Origin of the sequence: Solirubrobacter phytolaccae (assembly GCF_027587195.1) — a bacterium.
Classification (GTDB): Bacteria; Actinomycetota; Thermoleophilia; order Solirubrobacterales; family Solirubrobacteraceae; genus Solirubrobacter; species Solirubrobacter phytolaccae.
The window spans coordinates 1-24,950 of sequence record NZ_JAPDDP010000018.1; the positions used below are offsets into that span (position 1 = coordinate 1).

At 71.1% G+C, this 24,950-nt stretch carries 21 protein-coding genes; 7 read left to right on the forward strand and 14 right to left on the reverse strand.

Going from position 1 to position 24,950, the window contains the following annotated elements:
* Positions 1-371: hypothetical protein (locus tag OJ997_RS11885; protein ID WP_270025315.1), on the forward strand; the 371-nt coding region annotated here is incomplete at its 5' end.
* Here the strand turns inward: OJ997_RS11885 and OJ997_RS11890 are convergent.
* Entirely contained in the window at positions 352-1,707 is a 1,356-nt protein-coding gene (locus tag OJ997_RS11890) for an FAD-dependent oxidoreductase (RefSeq protein ID WP_270025316.1), read from the reverse strand. The genes OJ997_RS11885 and OJ997_RS11890 overlap by 20 nt on opposite strands.
* A gap of 155 nt (positions 1,708-1,862) precedes the next feature.
* Between OJ997_RS11890 and OJ997_RS11895 the strand changes: the two genes are divergently transcribed.
* The 3 genes from OJ997_RS11895 to OJ997_RS11905 all read left to right on the forward strand — a co-directional run bounded on the left by OJ997_RS11895 (position 1,863) and on the right by OJ997_RS11905 (position 4,604).
* Positions 1,863-4,109: a CocE/NonD family hydrolase gene (locus OJ997_RS11895; RefSeq protein ID WP_270025317.1), complete on the forward strand. Its 2,247-nt coding sequence runs from the start codon at positions 1,863-1,865 to the stop codon at positions 4,107-4,109.
* 61 nt (positions 4,110-4,170) lie between these two features.
* Positions 4,171-4,446 (forward strand): hypothetical protein, encoded by a 276-nt coding sequence (locus OJ997_RS11900; protein WP_270025318.1) that lies wholly within the window; start codon positions 4,171-4,173, stop codon positions 4,444-4,446.
* The gene (locus OJ997_RS11905) at positions 4,443-4,604 is read left to right on the forward strand and encodes a hypothetical protein (protein WP_270025319.1); all 162 of its coding nucleotides are present in this window, start codon (positions 4,443-4,445) and stop codon (positions 4,602-4,604) included. Before OJ997_RS11900 ends, OJ997_RS11905 begins: the two co-directional genes overlap by 4 nt.
* Position 4,605: 1 nt before the next feature.
* Here OJ997_RS11905 and OJ997_RS11910 read toward each other — a convergent pair whose 3' ends face one another.
* The 9 genes from OJ997_RS11910 to OJ997_RS11950 all read right to left on the reverse strand — a co-directional run bounded on the left by OJ997_RS11910 (position 4,606) and on the right by OJ997_RS11950 (position 15,686).
* Entirely contained in the window at positions 4,606-5,157 is a 552-nt protein-coding gene (locus tag OJ997_RS11910; RefSeq protein ID WP_270025320.1) for a TlpA family protein disulfide reductase, read from the reverse strand.
* The gene (locus OJ997_RS11915) at positions 5,154-5,546 is read right to left on the reverse strand and encodes a hypothetical protein (RefSeq protein ID WP_270025321.1); all 393 of its coding nucleotides are present in this window, start codon (positions 5,544-5,546) and stop codon (positions 5,154-5,156) included. Before OJ997_RS11915 ends, OJ997_RS11910 begins: the two co-directional genes overlap by 4 nt.
* A gap of 13 nt (positions 5,547-5,559) precedes the next feature.
* Positions 5,560-8,184 carry a hypothetical protein gene (locus OJ997_RS11920; RefSeq protein WP_270025322.1) on the reverse strand — a complete coding sequence of 875 codons (2,625 nt, stop codon included), beginning with the start codon at positions 8,182-8,184 and terminating at the stop codon, positions 5,560-5,562.
* A gap of 152 nt (positions 8,185-8,336) precedes the next feature.
* Positions 8,337-9,617 (reverse strand): ABC transporter ATP-binding protein, encoded by a 1,281-nt coding sequence (locus OJ997_RS11925; protein ID WP_270025323.1) that lies wholly within the window; start codon positions 9,615-9,617, stop codon positions 8,337-8,339.
* Complete coding sequence (locus OJ997_RS11930) at positions 9,614-10,636, reverse strand: ABC transporter ATP-binding protein (RefSeq protein WP_270025324.1); 1,023 nt, start codon at positions 10,634-10,636, stop codon at positions 9,614-9,616. Before OJ997_RS11930 ends, OJ997_RS11925 begins: the two co-directional genes overlap by 4 nt.
* A gap of 1 nt (position 10,637) precedes the next feature.
* Entirely contained in the window at positions 10,638-11,669 is a 1,032-nt protein-coding gene (locus tag OJ997_RS11935; RefSeq protein WP_270025325.1) for an ABC transporter permease, read from the reverse strand.
* A gap of 3 nt (positions 11,670-11,672) precedes the next feature.
* On the reverse strand, positions 11,673-12,698 hold the full coding sequence (locus OJ997_RS11940) for an ABC transporter permease (RefSeq protein ID WP_270025326.1): 1,026 nt from the start codon (positions 12,696-12,698) through the stop codon (positions 11,673-11,675).
* 4 nt (positions 12,699-12,702) lie between these two features.
* Entirely contained in the window at positions 12,703-14,163 is a 1,461-nt protein-coding gene (locus OJ997_RS11945; RefSeq protein ID WP_270025327.1) for an ABC transporter substrate-binding protein, read from the reverse strand.
* Positions 14,164-14,441: 278 nt separating this feature from the next.
* A complete protein-coding gene (locus tag OJ997_RS11950) occupies positions 14,442-15,686 on the reverse strand; it encodes a helix-turn-helix domain-containing protein (RefSeq protein WP_270025328.1) in 1,245 nt (414 codons plus the stop codon).
* Positions 15,687-15,732: 46 nt separating this feature from the next.
* Here OJ997_RS11950 and OJ997_RS11955 point away from each other — a divergent pair, with 46 nt between their 5' ends.
* Positions 15,733-18,837 (forward strand): hypothetical protein, encoded by a 3,105-nt coding sequence (locus tag OJ997_RS11955; RefSeq protein WP_270025329.1) that lies wholly within the window; start codon positions 15,733-15,735, stop codon positions 18,835-18,837.
* Here OJ997_RS11955 and OJ997_RS11960 read toward each other — a convergent pair.
* The 4 genes from OJ997_RS11960 to OJ997_RS11975 form a co-directional block, all read right to left on the reverse strand.
* Positions 18,834-19,835, reverse strand: a complete 1,002-nt coding sequence (locus OJ997_RS11960) for a proline racemase family protein (protein ID WP_270025330.1) — start codon at positions 19,833-19,835, stop codon at positions 18,834-18,836. The genes OJ997_RS11955 and OJ997_RS11960 overlap by 4 nt on opposite strands.
* Before the next feature lie 3 nt (positions 19,836-19,838).
* On the reverse strand, positions 19,839-20,726 hold the full coding sequence (locus OJ997_RS11965) for a dihydrodipicolinate synthase family protein (protein WP_270025331.1): 888 nt from the start codon (positions 20,724-20,726) through the stop codon (positions 19,839-19,841).
* A gap of 2 nt (positions 20,727-20,728) precedes the next feature.
* On the reverse strand, positions 20,729-21,412 hold the full coding sequence (locus OJ997_RS11970) for a FadR/GntR family transcriptional regulator (RefSeq protein WP_270025332.1): 684 nt from the start codon (positions 21,410-21,412) through the stop codon (positions 20,729-20,731).
* Between the two features lie 301 nt (positions 21,413-21,713).
* On the reverse strand, positions 21,714-22,466 hold the full coding sequence (locus OJ997_RS11975) for an oxygenase MpaB family protein (protein WP_270025333.1): 753 nt from the start codon (positions 22,464-22,466) through the stop codon (positions 21,714-21,716).
* A 25-nt stretch (positions 22,467-22,491) separates the two neighbouring features.
* On the opposite strand from OJ997_RS11975, the gene OJ997_RS11980 reads away from it, so the two are divergent.
* Positions 22,492-23,241, forward strand: a complete 750-nt coding sequence (locus tag OJ997_RS11980; RefSeq protein WP_270025334.1) for a precorrin-2 dehydrogenase/sirohydrochlorin ferrochelatase family protein — start codon at positions 22,492-22,494, stop codon at positions 23,239-23,241.
* A gap of 49 nt (positions 23,242-23,290) precedes the next feature.
* Positions 23,291-24,940 (forward strand): S8 family serine peptidase, encoded by a 1,650-nt coding sequence (locus tag OJ997_RS11985; protein ID WP_270025335.1) that lies wholly within the window; start codon positions 23,291-23,293, stop codon positions 24,938-24,940.
* Positions 24,941-24,950 lie beyond the last annotated feature (10 nt).

The window sequence follows — 24,950 nt, forward strand, 5'->3', positions numbered from 1 at the left end:
CGCCCCCCGCGCCGCCGGCCCCGCCGGCACCCCCGGCGCCCACGCCGACCGCGACGCCGACGCCGGCCCAGGCCACGCTCGCCCCGGGCGCCAAGCCGAAGCTGACGAAGACGCTCGCGCTCCCGATCACCTGCCCACCCGGCACCGCCTGCGAGGTGAGCGGCACCGTCACCGTCGGCGGCAAGACGCTCGCACGCTTCACCCGCGAGCGGATCCCGGCCGCCGCGACGCGCACGCTGCGCCTGAAGCCGGCGGCGTCCGTGCTCCGCACCCTCAAGCGCAAGTCCTCCGTCACCGCCACGGTGACGATCGCCACCGCCCGCGCCGGCTCGACGCGTCAGACGGTGCGGATCACTCTGCCGCGGTCTTGATCAGCACGTCGAGCTGCACCGGCCGCATCGGCGCGCGCGAGCTGAACCGCGCGGGCTCCTCCGGCAGCCGGGACGCGACGAGCCGCTCACAGGTGCGGCCCTGGCACGGGCCCTGCCCGGCGCGGGTGACGACCTTCAGCGCCGACATCGAGGTCGCGCCGCCGGCGACGGCCGCGTCGACCTCGCCGAGGGTGACGTCCTCGCAGCGGCACAGGATCGTGTCCGGCGTGGCCAGCGACCGCAGGCCCGGCCGCGGGTCGAAGAGCTCGCCGAGGATGCCGGCGAAGTCCGCGAGCTTGGCCCGCCGTGCGCGCAGCTCCGACGGCACGGTCGGCTTCGCCTTGCCGTTGCCGTTCGTGCCCCGCGCGACGTACGCGGCCGCCGTCCAGCCCGCGAGCTCGCCCTCCACGCGCGCGAGGTCGGAGCCGCCGATGCCCGTCGCCTCGCCGGCCACGTAGACACCGGGGACCGACGTCGCCATGTCGGCGTCGTGCGCGACGGCGTCGCCGCGCAGCTCGCAGCCGAGCGCGCGCGCCAGGTCGACGGACGGCAGGAAGCCGTAGGCGGTGCAGACGGCGTCGACGTCGTAGGTGCGCTCGTTCCCGGTCGGCGCCCAGTCGGGGCCGCACTCGGCGATCGTCGCCGACTCCACGCGGTCGCTGCCCTCGGCGCGGACGAGCACGTGACCCCACTCGATCCGGCGCACCTTCGTGCGGTACCCGACGTACTCCTTCAGCTTGCCGGGATGGCCGGACATGCGCGGGCTGACGCGGGCCCAGTCGCGCCGGCGCGTGGCCTCGGCGACCGCCACGACCTTCGCGCCCGTCGCCGCGAGCTGCGCCGCGACCGGCAGCAGGAACGGGCCGGCGCCGGCGAGCAGCACGCGCCGGCCGGGGACGATGCCCTGGCCCTTGGCGAGCGCCTGCGCGCCGCCGGCCGTCATCACGCCGGGAAGGGTCCAGCCGGGGAAGGCGATCGGGCGGTCGTAGGCGCCGGTCGCGAGCACCGTGGCGGTCGCGCGCACGCGCTCCACCGGGCCGGTCAGCAGCAGGTCACCGGGAGCGGGCGCGGCCCAAACAGAAACGCCCGACAGCACCGTCACCGTGGAGGCGGCGAGCGCGGCGCACAGCTCGCGCGCCGCGCCGGGCAAGGAACGCGGCGCGGCCTCACCCACTTCGTCGAAGCGACGGCGCCAGATCTGCCCGCCGGGCGCGGCGTACTCGTCGATCAACGCGACCCGGAGCCCGGCTCGCGCGGCCGCCAGCGCGGCGCTCATGCCCGCCGGCCCGCCCCCGACCACGGCCACGTCGACGTGCAACTCCTCCATCATCGCCATCGAGCGTACGGTCGCCCCGGCCGCCCATATACCGGCAGTTGTCGAACGTTGGCCCGCCCCGCTTACACGATCTGCCGGAACCTACGCGCGCGCGATTGACCCGCCCTCCCCACCCGAGTAGGACTCATCGTGGGAACCCAAGGAGGGCTTTTTACATGCACAGCAAGATGCGGCGAGTGGGCCTCGCCGCGGCGGCGGTCACCGCCATGCTGGTCACCGCGCCGACCGCGTTCGCGCAGACGGCACCGGTACTCGAGGGCGGCAAGACGTCGCCCGTGTTCGGCTACGCGGACTCGATCCGCGAGCGCGTCTTCATCGAGTCCCCGTACGACTCCGACAAGAACGGCGTCAAAGACGTCATCGCGATCGACATCAAGCGTCCCAAGGCCACGAGCACGGGCCTGAAGGCGCCGGTGATCATGGATCCGAGCCCGTACTACTCGACGCTCGGGCGCGGCAACGAGTCGCAGCTCAAGCGCGACATCGACGGCGACGGCCTGCTGGACCAGTGGCCGCTGTTCTACGACAACTACTTCGTCCCGCGCGGCTACGCCGTGATCCTCATGGACATGATCGGGACCAACAACTCGACCGGCTGCCCGACCGTCCACGACGAGTCGGACAACCTCAGCGCCAAGATCGTGATCGACTGGCTCAACGGCCGGACGAAGGGCGTGGACAAGAATGGCGTTGAGGTCAAGGCCGACTGGCACAACGGCAAGACCGGCCTCATCGGCAAGTCCTACGACGGCACGCTGGCCAACGCGGTCGCCGCGTCCGGCGTCGAGGGCCTGACGACGATCGTCCCGATCTCCGCGATCGCGTCCTACTACGACTACACGCGCACCAACGGCGTCATCCAGCGCGACAACAACTACGTCGCCAGCCTCGCGCTCGCGGTCACCAACCCCGACCGGCGCGACTACTGCAAGCCCGTGCGTGACGCGCTCGACGCCGCCGACGGCGACGACACCGGCGACTACAGCGACTTCTGGGCGGTCCGCGACTACCTGAAGGACCTCGACAAGGTCAAGGCGAGCGTGTTCATCACGCACGGCGTCCAGGACGAGAACGTCCGCGCCGACCACTTCTCCAAGTGGTGGTACGGGCTCAAGGAGCGCGGCGTCAAGCGCAAGCTGTGGATCCTGCGCCAGGGCCACGTCGACCCGTTCGACGGCCGCCGCGCGGTCTGGGTGGACACGATCCACCGCTGGTTCGACCACGAGCTCTACGGCATCCAGAACGGGATCGACAAGGAGCCCGCCGTCGACATCGAGGAGTCCGTGGACAACTGGAAGTCCTACACGGACTGGCCGATCCCGGGCACGCAGATGACCAACGTCTTCCTGCAGAGCAACGGCGCGACGCAGACGCTCGGCGGTAGCTCGGGCGGCACGGACGCGACCACGACGTTCCGCGACAACAACCTGAGCGAGAACAACTACCTCAACCTCAACAGCAACGCGACGCAGCAGGGCCAGAAGCGCATGTTCCTGTCGCCGCCGCTGAAGAAGCCGCTGCGCCTCTCCGGCACGGCGATCGTCGACCTGCAGGCCTCGCTGAGCAAGGTCTCGTCGAACCTGACGGCGTTCATCGTCGACTACGGCCCGAGCACCCAGACCAACCGCAGCGGCGACGGCGTCTCGACGCCCGCCAACGCGACCGTCTCCTGCTGGGGCGAGTCGGTGCCGGACGACACGGGCTGCTTCAAGGAGACCACCAAGCCGCAGCAGACCGTCACCCAGTGGCGCGTCACCAAGGGCATGATGGACTCCAAGAACCGCAACTCGCTGCGGGTCCCCGAGCCCGTCACGATCGGCTCGTCCTACAAGTTCAGCTGGCCGATGCTGCCGGAGGACTTCACGTTCGCCGCCGGCCACCGCGTCGGCATCGTCATCGGCGCGAACTTCAGCGGCTACGGCTCCACCAACGGCCTGACGCAGACCGACGTCACGATCGACACCAAGTTGTCGAAGATCCAGCTGCCGATCGTCGGCGGCTACAGCGCGGCCGTGCAGGCCGGCCTGTTCGGTGAGGCGGTCGAGGCTCCGGTCGGCGGCACCGTCCCGGCCACGCTGAGCCTCGCGCTCGGCGCGCCCGCGACGTTCGGCGCCTTCACGCCGGGCATCGACAAGGAGTACACGGCCCAGACCGACGCGACGGTGATCTCCACCGCCGCCGACGCGGCCCTGACCGTGAGCGAGCCCGGCCACCTGGCCAACGGCGCGTTCACCCTCTCCGAGCCGCTGCAGGTCGCGTTCAGCAAGGCGGCCTGGACCGGCCCGACCTCCAACGAGAAGGTCGACATCACGTTCAAGCAGCTCGTGAAGAAGACCGATCCGCTCCGGACCGGCGCGTACAGCAAGACGCTGACCTTCACGCTCAGCACCACCACGCCGTAGCCCTCACCGGTGGGCGCCGGCCTGTTCGCCGGCGCCCACCCCGGGTACTGTGCAGCCCGGAATGGAACGGCTCCGCCAGATCGGCACGGTCATCGGTTGCGTCTGGGGCGGCGGGATCCTCGGGCGTCTGATCTCGGATTGGATCCTCGGATTGGACCGCGGCTGGGTCCGGGCGACCGTGATCGTCTTCATGCTGATCGGGCTCGCCATCGGGATCTCCGCCGCACGCGAGCTCGAGCCGTGGAACGCGCGGGACCGGCGCGACGCGAAGATCGGCTGGGGGATCGTGCTCGCCTTCGTCGCGCTGATCGCCGTGTCGGCGGTGGTGGCAGGATGAACGCCGACCGCCGCGACACGATCCTCGTCGTCATCGCGCTGCTCGGCGCGCTCCTGAGCTTCTGGATCCCGATGCCGTGGGGCGCGATCCCCGCCGCGATCACGCTGCTGATCGCGGGCGCGGCGCTGATCCGCAGCCGCCGCGCCCGCGACCGCTAGCTCAGTCGCGCACGAGCGCCTCGAGCTCGTCCTCGAGCACTCCCCGCTCGACGCCGCCCGTCCACCCGCGCAGGAGCTTGCCGCCCGGCGCGACGAGCACCACCGCCGGCGGCGTGCGCACGGCGTACTGGCGCCACTTCTTCAGGTCCGGATCGATCCCGACCGGATAGCCGACCTTGTGGTCGGTCAGCCACGGGCGCAGCTTCTCCTTCGTGTCCTTCCCGGCCACGCCGACGAACGCCACCTTGTCGCCGTAGCGCTCGCCCATCGCCGCGAGCGTGTCCTGCTGCGCGGCGCAGCGACTGCACCAGGAGGCGAAGAAGAACAGCACCGTGGGCCGGTCGCGCCACAGCGTGGCCACGTCCAGCTTGGTGTCGTCGAGCAGCGTCAGCTCCAGCGGCGGGCTCTTGGCCTCGGTCTCTGCCGGGGCGTAGCTCACGCCGTCCGGCACCGGGCCCGGCACGGAGCCCTTGCCGCCGTCGTAGGTCGCGTCGTCGCCACCACAGCCGGCGACGACCACCGTCGCCGCCAGCACCGCAAGCCATCGCCTCAATTGAGCGTCACCATCGCCTGTCCGTCCTTGAACCCGAACTCCTGCGGCGCGCTGTCGCCCAGCCGCAGCGTGTAGCGCCCGGACGCCTCGACGTCGACGCGCACCCGGAAGGTGCAGTTCGTCGGCACGCGGTCGACGCCCGGGTCGTGGTTGAGCAGCGCCGTCGCCTCACCCTCCGGCAGGACGTCCTCCTCGAGGATCTTGCCCGACGCGTCGGCGAGCGTGAACTCCGCTGTGGCGTGGGCGTAGAGGAACGGCTGGCCGCCCGCGCACGGCTCACCGAGCTCCCGCAGGACGCCGTCCGGAGCGACGACGCGCAGCACCAGGCCCTGCGGCCAGGACGGCTTCTCGCCGCCGCAGCCCGTCAACAGGGCCGCGGCGGCGAGCACGACGACGGGCCCGCTACGGGTTGGTCGTCGAGAGCGTGAACGTGAGCGTCTTGGTGTAGGCACCCGTGCGCAGCGGGTCATTGAGGCCGATCGTCTGCTTGAAGTCCAGCGAGACCTCTTCGCTGGAAGTCGGCTTGTCCCAGGTCAGCAGGTTCAGCGAGGAACCCACATTGTTGTACGCGGTGCCGGTGTTGCTGGCGTTGCGCGCGCGAGCCTGCAGCGGCTGCGGGAGCGAGAACGAGCCGTTGACCAGGTGGCCGGTGTTGACCGAGGAGGCGTCGGACACGCTCAGGAGCGCGTCGCCGGCCGTCGAGGTCACGGTCGCCTTCGTGTCGGCGAAGTAGTCACGCGCGACGCCCGGCTGGAACGCGCCGAACGAGGCGGGAGCGCCGAGCGAGAGCGCCAGCGTCGCCGGCACGTTGCCGCCGACCGTGCCGTCGGTCTGCGTCGAGGCGCAGGTCGCCGTGGCGGTCTTGCTCGGATCGCTGACCGAGGTCGCGGTCAGCGTGACGGTGTTGCTGGCGCCGGTGCCCTTCGTGATGTACACGGGGACGTCGACGCTCTCGCCGAACTTCGCGGTGGCGAGCGCGTTGCGCAGCTCCGCCTTCCAGCCCTGGCCGGAGGCCGAGGCGGAGAGGCGGTAGATGTCGTTGTTGAACGACGCCGTCTCGTCCTGCGGGTGCAGCGCCGGGTCGGTCGCCGCGGCGACGCCGGTGTTGGTGACCTTGAACGTGCACGACTCCAGCGCCGTGCCCGGCTGGCTCGCGACGCTGACGCCGCGCGTCTGCGGGCCCGCGCCCTTCGGGTTCTGGACGCCGAGGACGTAGTGCAGCAGGCCGCGTGCGTCCTTGTAGGTGTCGACCACGTAGAACTGCAGGTCGTTCGGCTCGTCCTTGAGCTCGTACGAGGAGCCCGAGTTCGTGCCGGCGTGGAACAGCGCGTCGTTGAGCTGCCGGTAGTCGGCGGCGGTGCGCATGATCGGGGTGCCGTCGGGCTTGTAGTAGTCGACGGTGTTCATGTCCTCGGGATGCGCGTCCTTGACCCAGGTGAAGCAGTTGTAGCCGCAGGAGCTGCCCTCGGTGCCGCGCGTCGCGCCGGCCGCCCAGGCCTTGTTCTTGGCGATCAGCACCCCCTGGTCGGCCCCGAAGGAGCCGTAGCCGATGCGCTGGACGGTCTCGAGCGAGTAGTTCGTCCAGGTGCCGCCGTCGCACAGCGGGTCGGTGTTGATGTTGCACGCCGGGGTCTTGTCGACCGGGGCGGCGCCGTCGAGGAAGACCTGCACGCCGGCGCGGATGCCGGCCGGGAGCGGCTCGGCGTTGGCCGCGCGCGCGACCACGTCCGCGACCGCGAGACCCGTCTGCGCGAGCCCGTTGCGGTTGAGCCGCAGCACGGCCGAGTTGGGCACGAAGCCCATGCCGACCTTCGAGCGCAGCGTGTGCTCGGCGCCCATCGACCCGCCGTACAGCGCCGGCACCTGCCAGCGGTTGTGCGGGCCACCCGGGCCGTTGAAGGACCCGCGGTCCATCATGTCCCAGGTGCCCGAGCCGACACGGCGGTACGGCGTCACGTACGGGTTGTTGTTGTTGTCGCCGACCGAGAAGATGTTGTGGCTGATCTCGTGCGTGATCGTGCCCGAGCTCTCGCCCTGGCGGATCGAGGACTCGCCCCACTGCTGCTGGCCGGCGAACCACGACGTCCAGTCGACGTAGCGGGTGGCGACCCAGTTGGGCTTCTTCGGGTTCGGGTTGCCCCAGACCTCGTGCGGGATCTGCTCCTTGTTCTGGAACATGATCTCGCCGAACTCCTGCCACACCGACGTCTCGTCGTAGCCGGCGTACATGTACAGGTGCACGGTCTGCCCGCAGTTGGTGGCCGCGCAGCCGGTATCGGCGTTCCAGAGCGCGGTCGCGTCCTGGTTGAACTGGTTGCTGGAGAAGTTGCAGTCCTGCACCGCGGTGCCGGCCGCGACGGTGATCGGCACGCTGACGGTGATGTGGGTCGAGTCCGGGATCGCCGTGACGGTCTTGTTGCCGGTCGGGGTGACCGCGCCGAACTGGATCACGTCACCGACGTAGAAGAACGCCGAGTCCTCGACGGTGATCGTCTGCGTCGCGGTGTGCGCGCCGACGACGGTCGTCGCCGCCGGGCAGCCGTTGCCCGTGGGCTTGCCGGACTGGCCGATGTCGCTGACGCCGTACTGGTAGAGCCGCTTCGGCATCCGGTACGGGCCGTAGGTCTTGACGTCGGTGACGCCGACCCGGCCGCCGGACTGCTCCATCCAGTAGCCGTTGATCGTGTGCCCCTGGTTGAGCGGGCTCGGCGTGTTGTAGAAGTCCGCGTAGAACTTCGGCACGTCCTCGCGCTTGACCGGATCGATCTGCGGGTTGCCGAACGGGTCGCTGTTCTTCTTCTGCGTGATGACGAACGGCTGGTCCTCGAAGTCGAACGCGACCAGCGCGATCGTGACCTTGCGGACGCTCGGGACGGCGCCGTTGGTCGCCCAGTCCACGCCGGGGATCGGCTTGTAGTCCTGGAACGTCATGTCCTGCTGATCCTGGACCTTCTGCGGATCAAGCGGCGGCGGGACCGCGGCCTGCGCTACGGCAGGCAGTGTGACGCCGACGGCGAGTGCAGCCATCACCGCGGCGGACCGACACGAGCTGAAAATCCTCACAACACCCTCTCTCATCGAGACCCTGCCTGAAACCTACGGGCAGGGACCCTCGATGAGCATCCGTCAATCGCCAGAACTCTGGTATCCGGCGACCGACGGATGGCGAAGCGGACGGACTACTCCGGCTTGTAGAGCAGGCAGGCGGCCCGGGAGCTGTCCGTGTCGTACAGCGGCGGGTCGATGCCGGGCTCGAACGCGATGCGCACGCCGTGCGCCTCCGCGTTCATGGCGTTCACGCCCTTCCACAGCGGCTCGTCCGGCTCCTCCTCGCGGATCTTCTCCAGCATCGCGAGGAGCGCGCCCGGGTCCTTGCCCGAGCCGGCCGGGACGAACGCGTCGTGACCGGCTTCGTCGAGCTTCTCCAGGTCGCCGACGAGCGGACGCTCGGCGTTGTAGAGGTCCTCGCCGCCCTCGACCCAGCGCTGCTCGAGGATCGCCCGCATGTCGCGCGACTCCCAGCCGCAGATGTCGAACGCCTTCGGGCAGCGCGGGTGGAACGCGCAGCCGAGCGGCGGCCGGGCCGCGTCGGGGATCTCGCCGCGCGGCAGGTCGCGCGGGAGCGCCTTGTCCGGGTTGGGCTCCGGGATCGCGCGGATCAGCGCCTGCGTGTACGGATGCTTCGGGTTCTCGAAGATCTCGTCGACGGTGCCGATCTCCACGATCCGGCCGAGGTACATGATCGCCACGCGGTCGCAGAAGAACTTCGCGCTCGCCAGGTCGTGCGTGACGTAGACGTACGTCAGCCCGATCCGGTGCTTGAGGTCGATCATGAGGTCCAGGATCTTCGCCCGGACGCTCATGTCGAGCATCGAGACGGGCTCGTCGGCGACGACGAGGTCCGGCCCGGTGATGATCGCCCGCGCGATCGCGGCACGCTGCTTCTGGCCACCCGACAGGTCGCTCGGGTAGCTCGTCGCGAACCGCTCGGTCGGGTACAGGCCGACGAGCTCGAGCGTCTCGCGGACCTTCGCCTCTGTCTCCGCGTTCCCGCTGGTGAGCTTGTGGATCTGCAGCGGGTGCGCGAGCGCGGTCTGCAGCGTCATGCCCGGGTTCAGCGACGCGTGCGGGTCCTGGAAGACCATCTGCAGGTGCCGGCGCTTCGGGCGCAGCGCGCGCTCGGGCTGCCCGACGAGCTCCTCGCCGCGCAGCTTGACGCTGCCCGCGGTGGGGCGCACGAGGCCGAGCAGCGCGCGGCCGAGCGTGGTCTTGCCGGAGCCGGACTCGCCGACCAGGCCGAGGACCTCGCCCTCCGCCAGGTCGAACGACACGCCGTCGACGGCCTTCACCGACGCGCCGCCGCGACCCGTGAGCCGCGACTTGAACGACGTGTTCAGGCCGAAGTGGACCTGGAGGTCACGGACCTCGATCAGGTTCTTGGTGGCGACGGGAGCGCTCATGCTTCCTCCGCGGCGGCCAGCGCCTCGCGCTCGAGCGGGGCGTCCAGCCCCTTGGGGATCTGATCCTTGGAGTGCAGCCAGCACTCCGAGCGCCGGCCCGGGCTCGTGGCCACGGTCGTCGGCCACTGCTGCGCGCAGATCTGCATCGCGTCCGGGCAGCGCGGGTGGAACCGGCAGGCCGGCGGCGGCGAGACGAGGTCCGGCGGCGCGCCCGGGATCGAGTGCAGCTCCGTCGTCGACAGCGAGATCGTCGAGCGCAGCAGCTCCCGCGAGTACGGGTGCGACGGCTTGGTCGTGATGTCGTACGCCGGGCCCTGCTCGACGACGCGGCCCGCGTACATCACGGCCACGCGGTCGCACGCCTCGGCCACGATCCCCAGGTTGTGGGTGATCAGCAGCAGCGCCGTGTCGAAGTTGCGGCGCAGGTCGGCGAGGATCCGGATGATCTGCGCCTCGACGAGCACGTCGAGCGCGGTCGTCGGCTCGTCGGCCACGACCACCGCCGGGCGCAGCACGAGCGCCAGGGCGATCATGATCCGCTGGCGCATGCCGCCCGAGAACTCGTGCGGGTACTGCTTGTAGCGCGTCGGCGGGATGCCCATGCCGCGCAGCGCTTCCATGGCGCGGTTGCGGGCTTCCTTGCGGCTGAGCTTGGGCTCGTGGATCTTCAGGACCTCTTCGAAGTGGTCCGAGATCTTCATGAGCGGGTTGAGCCGCGTCATCGGCTCCTGGAAGATCATCCCGAGCTCCGGCCCGCGCATCGCGCGCAGGCGCTTGGGCTTGAGCTCCAGGATGTTCTGGCCCTTGTAGTTGACCTCACCGGCATGGCCGGCGCCGGCCGGCAGCAGGCCGATCACGCCGCGACCGAGCGTGGACTTGCCACAGCCCGACTCGCCCACGAGGCCGACGGTCTCACCGGGCAGCAGGTCCAGCGAGACGCCGTCGACGGCACGCACGGCGCCGCGCTCGGCGCCGTACCAGATGCGCAGGTCGCGCAGGGAGAGCACGGGATCAGCCATCTCAGCCCACCTCGCTCTCGACCTCGGGCGCGGACGCGGGACCCACGGCGCTCGACGAGATGACCGGCTTCTTGACGCGGCGGCGGCGCAGCGTCGGGTTGAGCACGTCGTTCAAACCTTCTCCCACCAACGTCAGTGCGGTCACGGCGAGCACGATGCCGAGACCGGGGAAGAGCGCCGTCCACCAGATGCCGGCACCGGCATCGGAGATCGCGCGCTGCAGGTCGTAGCCCCACTCGGCGGCCTCATCCGGCTGGATTCCCAGACCCAGGAACCCGAGGCCCGCGAGCGTGAGGATCGCGTCCGCCGCGTTGAGCGTCGCGATCACCGGCACGCTCTGGATCACATTGCCGAACAGGTACTTGCCGATGATCGTCCGCGGCCGCGCGCCCATCGCGCGCGCCGCCTCGATGTAGGTCGCCTCTCTCGCACTCAGCGTGGAGGCGCGGACGACTCTGAAGTACTGCGGCACGTACACGACCGTGATCGCGATCGCGGTCACGACGATGCCGCTGTCGATCGTGTTCGTCAGCAGGAAGGCCGCGACGATCGCGAGCAGCAGGTACGGGAACGCGAACAGCGCGTCCATGATCAGCACGAGGATGCGGTCCACCCAGCCGCCGACGTAGCCCGAGATGAGCCCGAGCGGCACGCCGATGGCGAGCGAGAACGCAACCGCCAGGACGACGACCTCGAGCGCCGTGCGCGCGCCGTAGATCGTGCGCGACATGACGTCGAAGCCCTGCACCGTGGTGCCCCACGGGTTGAGGTCGCTCGGCTCGCCCTGCGTCGGGAAGCGCACGCCGTCCGACTGGTAGGTGTCGAAGCTGAACGGGGCGATCAGCGGAGCGAAGATCGCCATGAAGATGAAGAGCAGGGACACGAGCGTCCCCGTGACGAGCATGAAGCGCTGGATGCCGTGCGACTGCTTGTACGGCTGCGCGATCTTGCTCAGGATGCCGCCGCGGCGCTTGGGCGGCTCCGCGATCGGGGGCTTGTCCGGCGTGCCGGTGACGGTCGACGTCGCGGTCATCGCCTAGTACCTCACGCGGGGGTCGATGAGCGCGTTGACGATGTCGATGATCAACGAGATGAACACGACGATCAGCGCGAAGAACGTGATCAGACCTTGGACGCCGATGTAGTCGCGGCTATTGAGGTACTGGAGCAATCGTGTCCCCAGTCCCGGCCAGCTGAAGGTCTGCTCGGTGAGCACTGCACCTCCGAGCAGCAGCGCGGCCTGGAGGCCCATGACGGTGACCACCGGCACGAGCGCGTTGCGGAACGCGTGGCGGGAGACCACGCGGCGCTCGGACACGCCGCGGGCGCGGGCGGCCTCGACGTAGTCGCCGCCGAGCGCCTGCCCGACGTTGACCCGGACGAGCCGGATGAAGACGCCCATGACCAGCAGGCCGAGCGTCGTCGCCGGGAGGATGAGGTGCTGGATCACGTCCCAGACCCCATCCCAGTTGCCGTCTATCGCCAGGTCTATGAGGAGGATGTGCGTGTGCACCTCCGCCGTCGCCTGGGTGATCGGCGAGGCCATCTTCGACGCCGGCAGCCAGTCGAGGTTCTTCGCGAACAGCAGCTGCGCGAGCAGGCCGACGAAGAACGGCGGCGCCGCGTAGCCGAGGATGGCGAACACGCGGATGAAGGCGTCCGGGATCGTCTCCCGGTAGCGCCCGGCGATGAGGCCGAGCGGAAGGCCGAAGACGAGCGCGACCACGAGGGCCGCGACCGTCAACGTCAACGTCGCACCGCCGTTCTCGACGATCAGCGAGCCGATCGTCTGCCCGTCGGTGACCGTGGTGCCGAACTGGAAGCGAACGGCATCCCACAGGTAGTCGAAGTACTGCACGATCAGGGGGCGGTCAAAGCCGAGCGCCGCTTCGCGCTCGGCGATCTCCGCAGGCGGCAGCTTCCCGCCCAAGGTGGCCGAAACCGGACTGCCCGGGGCCACGCGCATCATCAGGAACACCACGGTCAGAAGCACCCAGACCATGGGGATCATCAGCGCGATCCGGACGAGGACGTAGCCCCGTAGCGATCCGGCACGGCTCATGTTGCTAGTCGGCCTTCTTGGAGACGACCCAGAAGCGGAACTGGAAGGCGGGGTCGAACGTCGTCTCGACGCCCTCCACACCCTCGCGAATGGCCGCGACCTGCTTGCCTTCCCACAGCGGGATCAGCGGGGCGTCCTCGGCCTGGATGTCCTGGATCTTGCCGAAGGCTTCCTCACGGACGGCCGCGTCATCGGTCGCGAGCTCCTCGTCGAGGAGGTCATTGACTTCCTTGTTCGAGTAGCCGTTGACGAAGAAGCCACCGTCGCGCATGAACGGCGACAGGTAGTTGTCGGCGTCCGGGAAGTCCGGGAACCAGCCCATGCCGTAGAAGTAGTACGTGCCCTTCTCGAAGGCCTCCGACTTGTACTGATCCCACTCGGTGGAGTCCAGGGAGACCTTGAAGAGGCCCGAGCCCTCCAGCTGACGCTTGAGCTCGTTCCACAGGTCAGCCTCGACCGGGCCGTAGTGGGTCGGCGTGTACCAGCCGTCGAGCGCGACCGGGGTCGAGACGCCGGCCTCCTCGAGGATGGCCTTGGCCTTCGCCGGGTCCGGATCGCCGTAGGCCTCCTGGAACGCCGGCTTGGCGCCCGGGAAGGCAGACGGGACCGTCGAGTACAGCGGGGTCGCCGTGCCCTTGTAGATGTTCGTCGTGATGGCCTCGCGGTCGATCACCTGGGCGATCGCCTTGCGGACCGCGACGTTGTCGACCGGCTTCTTCTTCACGTTGAACGTGATGTAGCGGATCTCCGTACCGGCGCCGTCCACGACCTTGACGCCGTTGCCGCCGCTGCGCAGCGACTCGAGGTCGGTCGGGGAGAGGCTGCGGTAGGCGATGTCGACCTCACCCTGCTCGATCGCCAGCTTGAGGGCCGAAGCCTGCTCGAAGTACTGGACGATGAAGTTGGGGGTCTTGCCCTTGTTCGGGCCGGTGTACTCGGGGTTGATCGAGAACACGGCCTGCTGGTTCGGGGTGTACTTGTCCAGCTTGTACGGGCCCGAGCCGACGATCTTGTCGTCCGGCTGCTTCTCCGTCGCCGAGTACACCTCGTCCGGCACGATCGCCGCGACGTTGTGGGTGAGGATGAAGGGGAAGGTCGCGTCGGCCTTCTTGAGCTTCATCGTCACGGTCGTCGGATCAGTCGCCTCGACGCTGTCGAGCGAGCCGAGCAGCGTGTACGGACCAGTCGCGTCCGCGATCTTGACCATGCGGTCGAGGGAGAACTTGACGTCCTCCGCCGTAAGCGGGTCACCGCTCGAGAACTTCAGGTCCGGCTTCATCTTGCAGACGTACGTCTTCTCGTCCGTGAACTCGCAGGACTCGGCAGCATCGGGCTCGGGCTTGTTGCCGCCCGCCGGAACCGAAAGCAGGTTCTGGTAGATGTTGCCGATCAGCTGCTGAGAGCCGAGGTCGTAGGCCCCGACCGGGTCCAGCGCCACGACCTTGTCGGTCGAGCCGAGGATCACCGTGTCGGCGACCCCCGCAGAAGCTTCGGGGGTCGAGCCCCCGGCAGGTGCGTTGCCGTCGTCATCCGAGCTGTCACCGCATGCTGCGGCACCAACCGCGAGCAACGCAGTACAGCCGAAAACGGCCAATCGATATGCGCTCATAGTCTCCGCCCCCCTCCAATGGGCACGGGTTCGTCCTCCGTCCGTCCCTCAACTTAGTGGACGGGCGGGGAGCGGCTCGTCGTGCATGTGTCGAAACCGCAGCGCGGCAGCGTAAACCAACGTCGCAACCGTGACTAGTCGGCGTTGGTGCGTCTCAACGCGGGATGGGTGCCCACGAGGCGTGCCAGCTTGAGGCCCGAGTGCAGCGCCAGGCGGTCCGCGCCGCTCTTGAGCGAGGTGCCGGTGATGGCCTCGATCCGCTGCAGTCGGTAGTACAGCGACGCACGGTGCAAAAACAGCGCCTCTGCGGTGAGTTTCGTGTCGCAGCCGTTGTCCAGATAGGCCTCGAGCGTCTGCACGAGGGACTCCTTGCTCTGGAGCGCGAACAGCTTCGGCAGACCCGGGTGGATGAGCTCGCGAGCGTGCGGCGTCTCGGCCGCGCGGGCCAGCAGCCGGTAGGCGCCGAGACCATCCCAACCAGCTGGTGTGCCGTGCTCCGGAAGTGCGCCGGAGACCCTTAATGAGAGCCGGGCGTGCTCATGCGCACGGTGCGCGTCCCGCAGGTGCTCGTGCTGACCGCTGTAGCCGAGCGCGATCCGCACCGGACCCTCGGCGAACGCCTGGTCGAGCGCGTCCTGGGCGCGGGTCGCGAGCTCGTCGAGCGTGCCGTGGCGACCGTCCAGCGCGACCAGCATCACGCCGTGGTCGCCGTGCACGACGCTGAGCGACTGGCGGCGCGGCAGCGCGCGCCGGAACTGGTCGAGCGCGAGGCCCAGGCGGGCGCGTTCGGACGTCGGCAGCTCCTGCTCAGGGTCCCGCCACGGCCGCATCGCGAGCACCGCGATGTGCGCGCTGGCCACCAGCAGCTCCTGGGCGGACAGCTCGTGCGCGGCCGTCTCGCGCTCCGCCGGGTCCGGCCCGAGCAGGGCTTCGAGCAGCTTGAGCTCGTGCTCGCGCTGCGGGCGCTCGAGCTCGTCGCGGCGGTACATCGCCGTGCCGATCTCCGCCGCGGTCAGCTCGGCCGCCTCGCAGTCGGCGTCCGTGAGCGACTGGTCGGCGTCGATCAGCCACAGGTAGCCGAACAGCGCGCCCTGGCAGCGGATCGGCACGCACACGCGCGACTCGAGCCCGACGTCCGGGCGCGGCGCGGTGCGCACCGGCCGGGAGGCGTTGGCGATGCCCTGCGCGAAGTGCAGGTCGCGGATCACACGCGGGGTCTCACGCGTGAGGATCGCGGTCTTGCGCACCTCGTCCTCGCTGCCGAGGGTCGGGCTGTAGGCCAGCAGACGCAGGCTGGCGTCGTCGACGAGCACCGAGCGATCGAGTTGCGCGCTCAGCTGCTCGACGAGGGCCTGAACCTCGTCATCGCGCGCGGCCATACCCCGGGAGCGTACCGTGCCCGGGGTGCCCCGATCGGCCAGAGATGTGCGCATTGCGGAGCTGGGCCGCGCGCTGCGGCGACTGCGCGACCTCCCCGACGCCCTGCTCGTGGCCGACGGCGCGGTGTGGACGGTGCCGATGGACGCCGACCGCACGCCCAGCTGGCTCACGTCGCCCACGCTCGCTCCACCGCACGTGACGGTGAAGGTCGACGAGGCGACGGTGTGGCGGGCGCGCGGCGCGTTGCGGCGGGCGCGCTGGACGCGCGACGCCACCGGGCTCGTCGGCGAAGGACCGCTGCGGACGTTCCGCCCGGCGGACGTCGAGCGCCTGTGCGCCGCCGCGGAGCCGGTGATCGAGCGGCTCGAATGGGCGTTCTCGCCCACGGGCGCACGGCCGCGCGGCGTGCTGGTCGCCGAGCCGGCGACGGAGCTGCGCTACGCGTCGCGGGTGCCGCTCCCGGCGGTGCGCTGCGGCCGGCTGCGCGTGGAGCTGGCGATCGCCGACCGGCTCTACGACCTGCGTGGACCGGTGCTGGCAGACCGCTGGCTGCGCTCGTGCGCGGCGCGGACCTGGCCGACGCCGGCCCTGCTCGCCGAGCTCGCCCGGCTGCGCTCCGCCGACGACGAGACACTCCGCGTGTGGGCGCTCGACCATGGCGTCGGCGAGGGGATCGGCGCCGCGCTGCGGGCCGACGGCGCCGACCGCGCGAAGGTCCACGAGCGCGTCGTCGACCGCATGTGGGGCTCCGACGACAACTACCGCGCGGCCGTGATCGGCGTGCTCTTGGCGGACCCCGAAGCGCGCTACCACGTCCCGGCCCGGCCGGAGAACGAGTGGGAGCTCTACGGCGCGATCGTCGAGCTGGAGGCGGCCACGCCGCGCTGGCGCGCCCGTACCCGGGCGCACATGCCGCGCTGGCTCGCCGATCCCGACGTGACCTTCGAGAGTGACCTCGCCCGCTTCCCGCCCGACCTCGCGATCCGGGTGATGCGGCTCGGCGGGGCGTTGCCGGAGCCGCCGCGCGGAAGCTGGCCCACACGCTCGCTGCGCCGCTACGTCGAGCTGCTCGAGCGCGTCGACGAGCCCACCCGGAAGCTGCTGCGCAGCCCCTGGGTCGTGGACGTGCTCTCGAGCCGGCTCGGCGACGGGGCGTTCGGGCTGCTGGCCGCGGCGAAGCGGATCACGCCGGGTACGGAGGACGCGATCGCCGCGCTGCTGGCGACGCAGCGTCCGGGCGCGGGCGACGCGCAGCGGGCGCTGACGGCCTGGCAGCGCAGCCCGGTGACCGAGGACGCCGAGGCACTCGCGGTCGCGACCGGGCTCGACGCGACGCTGATCGCCCGCTGGCGCCACCACCGCGAGCTGCTGGGCGAGCCGGTCGCGCTCCCGCGGCGCGCGGCGCAGGTCGCGGACGTGCCGGCGCGGCTCGCCGCGGAGGCGGAGGCGATCCGCGCGAAGCTCCAGATGGCCGCCGATCGCGCCGCCCCCGTGCCGGTCGACCCGACCGGGACACGCGCCGCCCCCACGCCCGCCGATCCGTCCGGGACACGCGCCGCGCCCGCGCCCGCCGATCCGTCCGGGACACGCGCCGCGCCCGCGCCCGCCGACCCGACCGGGACACGCGCCGCGCCCGCGCCCGCCGCGCCGTCCGCGACACGCGCCGCCCTCGCCCCTGACGCGATCGCCGAGCTCGAGCGGCGGCTCACGCGGCTCGAGGACCCCGACGGGGTCGCCGCCCGCGTGGAGGCGGCCCGGCGCCAGGCGGCGCGCAGCCTCGAGCGGGCCGTGGCCGACGCCCGGCTGCGCTCGCTGCGCGCGGTGCTGGAGGCCGAGGCGCGCCGTCGCCTCCCGGGCCTCCGCGACGGCCTGCCGCTCGTCCTGCTCGCCGATCTCGCCGGGCTGGCCGCGCTCGCCCCGCTCGACCAGCGCCTCCTCGAGCGGCTGCTCGCGACGATCCTGGACGGCGGTGACGTCTACGCGTGGCCGGAGAACGCGGCGTGGCTCGCCCGGCGGCGGTTCGATGCACGCGCCTGGCGCGCCGGCTTCGACGCGACGGTCGAGGGGGTCCGGTACGTCACCGAGACCGACCCGCTGAAGGCGCTGCACATGGGCAGCTGGTTCGACACGTGCCTGTCCCTCGACGGTGGGATCAACCAGCACGCGGCGCTCAACAACACGATCGAGGCGAACCGGCACGTCGTCTACGGGTACGGCCCGCGCGGCGAGGTCCTTGCGCGGCGGTTGCTGGCCGTGACCGACGACGGGACCCTGCTCAAGTTCCACACGTACGCGTTCGCCGACCGGCGCGCGCACGAGCACGCGATGGACGCCCTGTGCGAGGCGCTCGCGGCGCGCTCCGGGCTCACGCTCGGCACGCGCGGCGAGCCCCGCTCGTTGACCGGCTCGCCGTTCTATGACGACGGCGTCCAGTCGTGGGCGTCCGCCCCGGCCGAAGCCCAGCGGCACCGGATCTCGTCGCTGGACCTGCTGACCCTGCCGATCGACGAGGTGCGGCGGACCGTGGAGGCGGGGGTGGTCGCGATCCAGGCGACGCCGCTGGTCATCCGCGCGCTGCGCCGGCGGGGTGTCGCCCCGGAGGCGCTCGTGGCGATCGCCGACGTCTACTGGTCCCTCGGGCTGCGCTGGCCGGCGTCCTCCACCGAGCAGCTGCTCGAGCACCTCGACGAACCCGCGGCCGTGCTGGAGCTCGTCGACCGCGACGAGGGGGCCGACGCGATCCTGGCCGCGCTCGCCGAGCGGCCGCGCGACGACGTGCTCGGGCTCGCCGCCGCCGCGCTCACCGGCGCGCCGCTCCGGCGCATCCGGCCGAACGCCGCCCCCGAACGGCTGCTGCGCCGCGCGATCGGGCGCACGGAGGCGCGGCTGCCGGCACGTCCGGCCGGGGTCAAGCTGCGCGTACCGCTGATCCGCCGCTTCGACGCGGCCGTGCGTGAACGGGACTGGCGCGCGCTCGAACGCGCGCTCCGGGCCGCTCCCGCGTTCGCCGACGACCCGCGCGTCGAGGACCTGCTCCTCGACGCGTGCACGGACCCGCCGGTGAGCGCCCAGGTCAGCCGGATCGTGCACGACCTGGCCGAGCGCCGGCAGGAGCTCGGGACACTCTCGGTGCAGCTGCTGCAGGGCTAGAGCGCGAAGCCCGCCGGGAACGGATCCTCGGCGTCGAGCAGGTACTGGCCCATGCCCGTGACCCAGGCGCGGCCGGTGATCTCGGGGATGATCGCGGGCTTGCCGGCCACCGTCGTCTCCTCGACCACGCGGCCCGTGAAGCGGGTGCCGATCACAGACTGGTTGACGAACGGAGCGCCCGTGGCGAGCTCGCCGCGCGCGTGGAGCTGGGCGAGGCGGGCACTCGTACCCGTGCCGCACGGGGAGCGGTCCAGCCAGCCGGGGTGGATGCTCGTCGCGGCGACCGCGTCGGCGCCGTCCCGGCCGGGCTCGTGGAAGACGACGTGGCGGCAGCCGCCGATCCGCGGGTCCTCCGGGTGGACCGGGCGGGCCTGCTCATTGATCGCGGCCATCGTCGCGAGGCCCGCTTCGATCAGCTCCTGCGAGCGGGCGGGGTCCACGACCAGGCCGGCGTCGGCCGCGGGCGTGAGCGCGTAGAAGTTGCCGCCGTAGGCCATGTCGTAGGTGACCGGGCCGAGGCCGGGCACCTCGACGGTGCGGTCGGTCTCGTGCAGGAACGACGCGACGTTGCGGATCGTGACGCTCTTCGCGCGCCCGTTCTCGACCTGCACGCGCGCTTCGACGAGGCCGGCAGGGACGTCGAGCTTGATGATCGTCTCCGGCTCGGTGACCTCGACCATCCCGGTCTCGACGAGCACGGTCGCGACGCCGATCGTCCCGTGCCCGCACATCGGCAGCAGGCCGGAGACCTCGATGTAGATCACGCCCCAGTCGGCGTCCGGGCGGGCCGGCGGCTGCAGGATCGCCCCTGACATCGCGCCGTGGCCGCGGGGTTCGCGCATCAGCAGTTGGCGCAACTCGTCGAGGTGCTCCTCGAAGTGGAGCTTGCGGTCCAGCATCGTGGCCCCGGGAATCGGGCCGATGCCCCCCGTGATCACACGGGTCGGCATCCCCTCGGTGTGGGAGTCGACGGCGGCGAAGTAGCGGGCGGCGCGCATGGTTTAGACCGTAACGGGCTCGCGCAGGATGGCGAGGGCGGCGCTGAGTGCTTCGACCTCGTCGGGCTTGAGCGGCAGGCGCGGAGCGCGGGTCGGACCGCCGGTGAAGCCGACGGCGTCCTGGGCGGCCTTGAAGTACTGGACGAGCTTGGAGGTCATGTCGAAGCGGGCGACGGGCAGCAGCCGGCGGTACACCTCGCGCGCCGTCGCCAGGTCGTTGTCGCGGACCGCGTCGAAGAGCTCCACGCACTCGCGCGGCGCGAGCACGCCGACGCCCGTGATCCAGCCGACCGCCCCGGCCGCGAGGCCCTCGAGCGCCCAGTCGTCGCCGCCGACGATCACCTCGAGGTCGCCGTCCAGGTGCAGCAGCGCGGGAATCCGGCGCGTGTCGCCCGAGCACTCCTTGACGGCGACGACGCCTTTGACCTCGGCGTAGATGCGCGCGACGACGCTCGCGGGCAGGTCCACGCCCGACGCCTCGGGGTTGTTGTAGGCCATCACCGGCAGCCCGCACGTGGCCAGCTCGGCGTAGAAGGCGACGACCTCGTCCTCGTCGGCGCGGTAGCCGAGCGGCGGCAGCGCCATCACGTACTGCGCGCCGGCGGCCTTGCCGTCCTCGGCGTACTCGAGCGACTGACGAGCGCTGCCGCTCGACACACCCACGGTCACCGGCACACGGCCGTCCGCGGCCTCGACGACGCTGCGCACGACCAGCGCCCGCTCCGCGCGGGTCAGGCTGCCGGCCTCGCCCATCGTGCCCGTGGCCACGAAGCCGTGGACCCCGGCCTCGAGCAACTGCTCGACGTTCGCCTTGAGCGCCGCGACGTCGATCTCGTCGTCGGCGGTGAACGGCGTGGTGACGGCGGGGATGATGCCTTCGAAACGGGCCATGGCTAGGAGAGCTCCATGTAGGCGCGGACGCGGTTGATGTGCTGCTGGGAGTAGAAGGCCGCGGCGTCGGCGTCGCCGGCGACGATCGCCTCGTAGATCATCCGGTGCTCGGCCACGTGGATCCGGGTGCGGCCCTCGGTGGCGATCGAGTCGTCGCGCAGCCGCTGCCACAGCGGCTGGTCCATCAGGCCGGCCACGTGGTCGGCGAACGCGAGCAGCACCGGGTTGCCGGTCATCGCGGCGAGCTGCCGATGGAACAGCCGGTCGGACGTGTTCCAGGTGGCGATGTCCACCGGCTCGGCCTCCATCGCGGCGAGCAAGCTCTCGGCGGCCTCGTCGCGCTGACCGCGAGCGGCGGCCAGTCGCGCGACGCACGGCTCGAGCTGCGCGCGCGCCTCGAGCACCGCGGACGGCGACGCGTCGTGCGGCGGCTCCTCGGCCACCGGCGGCCGGGACGACACGAACGTCCCGGCGCCCTTGCGGGTCTCGACGACGCCCTGCAGCTGCAGGGCCGCGAGGGCCTCACGCACGGAAGCCCGGCTGACCTCGAGCGTGCGCGCGAGCTCCCGCTCACTCGGCAGCCGCGAGCCAGGCGCGAGGAGCCCGCTCCGGATATCGCCGGCGAGCCGTTCGGCGATTTGCTCATACCGCTGGAGCGGTCGGAATGTGGTCTGAGTCTCGGACATATCCTTCGCGAATTGGTCCGCTCAACGTACCACGACTCGGCGAGGTCAGCAAATCAGAGAGGGGGTGCGGTCGGAAACTGTCCTGTCAGGAAGCTTTCCGACCGCACCCCCCTCGCCGCCGACCAGGATTGGTCCAAGTGGTCCGATCGAGGTGAACGCCAGGGCGTTTCACTCAGTGAGGGGAACCCTCCTCACCTGCCCACACCACGCCCGCCGCGTCGGGTCAAGCGGCTCGCCGCGAAGCGCGAGTTGCTTGACGCGGCGCCCGCGGGTGTGGTCAGCCGTTGCCGTTACCGCGCGGTCACACGGGAAGACGCCGCAGCACTTCGGCACCCGAGCGGAGCGCCACGGCCCGCAGCGGGTCCCACCGGAACCCGTACTGCCGCCGGAGCCCGGAAGGCAGCAGCCCCACCGTGACCTGGTTGACCAGCTCGCGCAGCGCCACGTACTTCGCCGGCACGGGCGGCTTCATCACGATGTCGATCGCCAGCTCCCGCGCGGCGTCCGTCACGCACAGGTCACCGCTGGCGTACATGTCCGCCATGTACCGCTCGAAGCTGTCGATGTCGGCCGGCATCTCGTCGCCGGCGAGCCCGAACGCCCGTCCCACCTCGCGGTAGTCCAGCCACAGCGCGTTGAGCTCTTCCCGCGACAGCCCGCGCACCGCGCGCGGGAACACGACCATCGCCGACTCGGCCAGCGCGGCCAGGATCCACAGCAGCAGCTCCGGATCGTCACCGCGGTACGGCGTCCCTGCCGGGAAGCGCCCCGCGTCCTCGCGCAGCTCCCCACGCACCCGCGAGTGCGCACGGCGGACCGGCGCCGTCATGCGGTCCGCCTCGGCTCGCGTCCCGAACGCGACCGCGTCAAGTACGCGACCTGTACGCCGAAGCCGTCCGTACGGGTCATCAAGGGCACCGGTGTGGGCGAAGAAGCCCGCGAAGGCCACCGGGTGCGCGGCCATCACGAGCAGCGCACGCGGGCCGGACAACGCCGTGAGCCGATGACCCACGACCTCCCGGAGCAGTGAGTGATGATCGAAGTAGCGCTGCATCTGTCCTTAGTACGGTTGTAATCACATGCCAGCTCAGGCCTACGCCGGCAAAGAGTGCGTCTGCCAGTACCGCCGCGGGATCTGCGACCAGACCTGCGTGCGCGACATGCTCGACACGCCGTTCTACATCGCGTGCCTCAAGCTCACGGGGCGCCGCTGCGTCGTCGTCGGCGGTGGGGAGATCGGGCTCGAGAAGGTCGAGGGCCTGCTGGCCTGCGACGGCCGGGTCGTGCTCATCGCGCCCGAGATCGAGCCCGCGCTCGAGAAGCTCGCCGAGGAAGGCTCAATCGAGTGGATCCGCCGCCGCTACGAGCGCGGGGACCTCGAGAAGGCGTTCATGGTCATCGCGGCCACGAACGACACCGACGTGAACATCGGCGTCTACAACGACGCCGAGGAGCGGGCGATGCTCGCCAACGTCGTCGACGTCCCGCCGCTGTGCAACTTCATCCTGCCCGCGATCGTGCGCACCGGCCCGCTGGCGATCGCGATCTCGACCGCTGGCGCCTCACCCGCGCTCGCCAAGCGCATGAAGGCCCAGATCGCCGAGACGTTCGGGCCCGAGTACGCGCGGCTGGCGGTCATGCTCAACGACGTCCGCGGCTGGGCGAAGGGCACGCTGCCCACCTACCAGGACCGCAAGGCGTTCTTCGAGAGCATCGTCAACGGCGATCCGGACCCGATCGCCCTCCTCCGTGCGGGGGAGGAAGCGACCGTGCTCGAGCTGATTCGCACGGCGCAGCGCCAGCACGAGCCGGCGAAGTCCGCACTCTGACACTTGTCAGGTAGAAGACGGTGAGCCTCCGGCCGATCACTGGGGCGAGATGCTCCGGCGTTCCCTGCTGCTCGCTTGCCTGCTCGCCTTCGGCGCGGCGGTCCCCGCACGCGCCCAGACGGCCTCGCAGCTGATCGTCGGCTACAAGGCCGGCACGCCCGCGAGCGCGGTCCGCGCCGCCGCCGCTAGCTACGGCGCGAGCGTCCGCCGCATGGGTCTGCCGAACGCCTACGTGCTCACCGCCACCAGCGGGACCTTGGACACCAACCTCGTGATCCAGGACGCGCGCGTGTCCTGGGTGGAACCCGCCCGGCGCACGTGGGGCTCGGCGGTCACGCCGTTCCAGGACCAGTGGGGCCTGAACAACGTCGGCCAGTTCAACGGCACCAAGGAAGCCGACATCGACGTCGTGCGGGCGTGGTCCTTCGGCAGCTACGGCGCCGGCGTGCCCGTCGGCATCATCGACTCCGGGACGAACTTCGTCCTGCCGCAGCTCGCCGGGATGAGCGTCTTCGCCAACCCCGGGGAGGCGGGCGCGAAGGCCACCAACCGGATCGACGACGACGGCAACGGCTGCGTCGACGACGTGCGCGGGTGCGACTTCGTGGACGGCGACGGCGACCCGACCGACGCGAACGGCCACGGCACCACGACCGCGAGCGTCACGCTCGGCCCGTACGGCCCGTCGAACGTCGTCGGCATCGCGCCGCAGGCGACGCTGATGACCGGGCGCGCGCTCGACAGCGAGGGCTACGGCACCACGGCCACCGCCGCGTCCGCGATCGCCTACCTCGGCGCGATCGGCGCGCGGGTCGTGAACATCAGCCTGGTCGGCCCCGACTCGCTCGCCATGCGCAACGCGGTCGCCGCCTACCCGAACACGCTCTTCATCGCCGCCGCCGGCAACGACGGCGCCGACAACGACGTCAGCGACTCCAGCTACCCGTGCGAGGACCCGGCGCCGAACGTGATCTGCGTCGGCGCGTCCACCCCGCTCGACTCGCTCTCGAGCTTCTCGAACTTCGGCGCCGCGTCGGTCGACCTCGTCGCGCCCGGCCAGCTCATCGCCGGCCTGCGCCTCAACGGCACCACGGGCTCCTACCGCGGCACGAGCTTCGCCGCGCCGATGGTCACCGGCACCGCCGCGCTGCTGTTCGCGGCCCGGCCCGGCGCCACCGTCGCGCAGGTCCGCGCCGCGCTCCTCGCGGGCGTCGAGCGCAAGCCCGCGTTCGCCGGCAAGGTCGTCACCGGCGGGCGCCTGAACGCCTACAACGCGCTCGCCGCGCTCCTCGGCGTCAGCCCCGCGCCGCGCCCGTCGACCCTCAAGCCGACCGGCCCCGCGGGTGGCTCCTCGGGAACGACACCCACCACCCCGACCGCGCCGCCGACGCCGGCCACGACGCCCTGGACCACCGCCAGCGGGCTCCCGCACACGATCGACGTCAACGCCAAGGCCACGCTCAAGAAGAACAAGCTCAAGCTCACCCTCAAGTGCAAGGGCCAGCAGAGCTGCGAGGGGTCGGTCGCCGCGATCACCGGCAAGGCGAAGGCCTCCAACGCGGTTAGCTACGCGATCGCCGCGAACAAGTCGACGTCGGCCACGCTGACCGTCAAGCTGGCCAAGAAGGCCAAGACCGTGGCCGTCGCGATCACCGAGGACGGCATGACCGTCCGCCACACGGTCAAGCTCAAGCGCTAGCCTCCGGCGC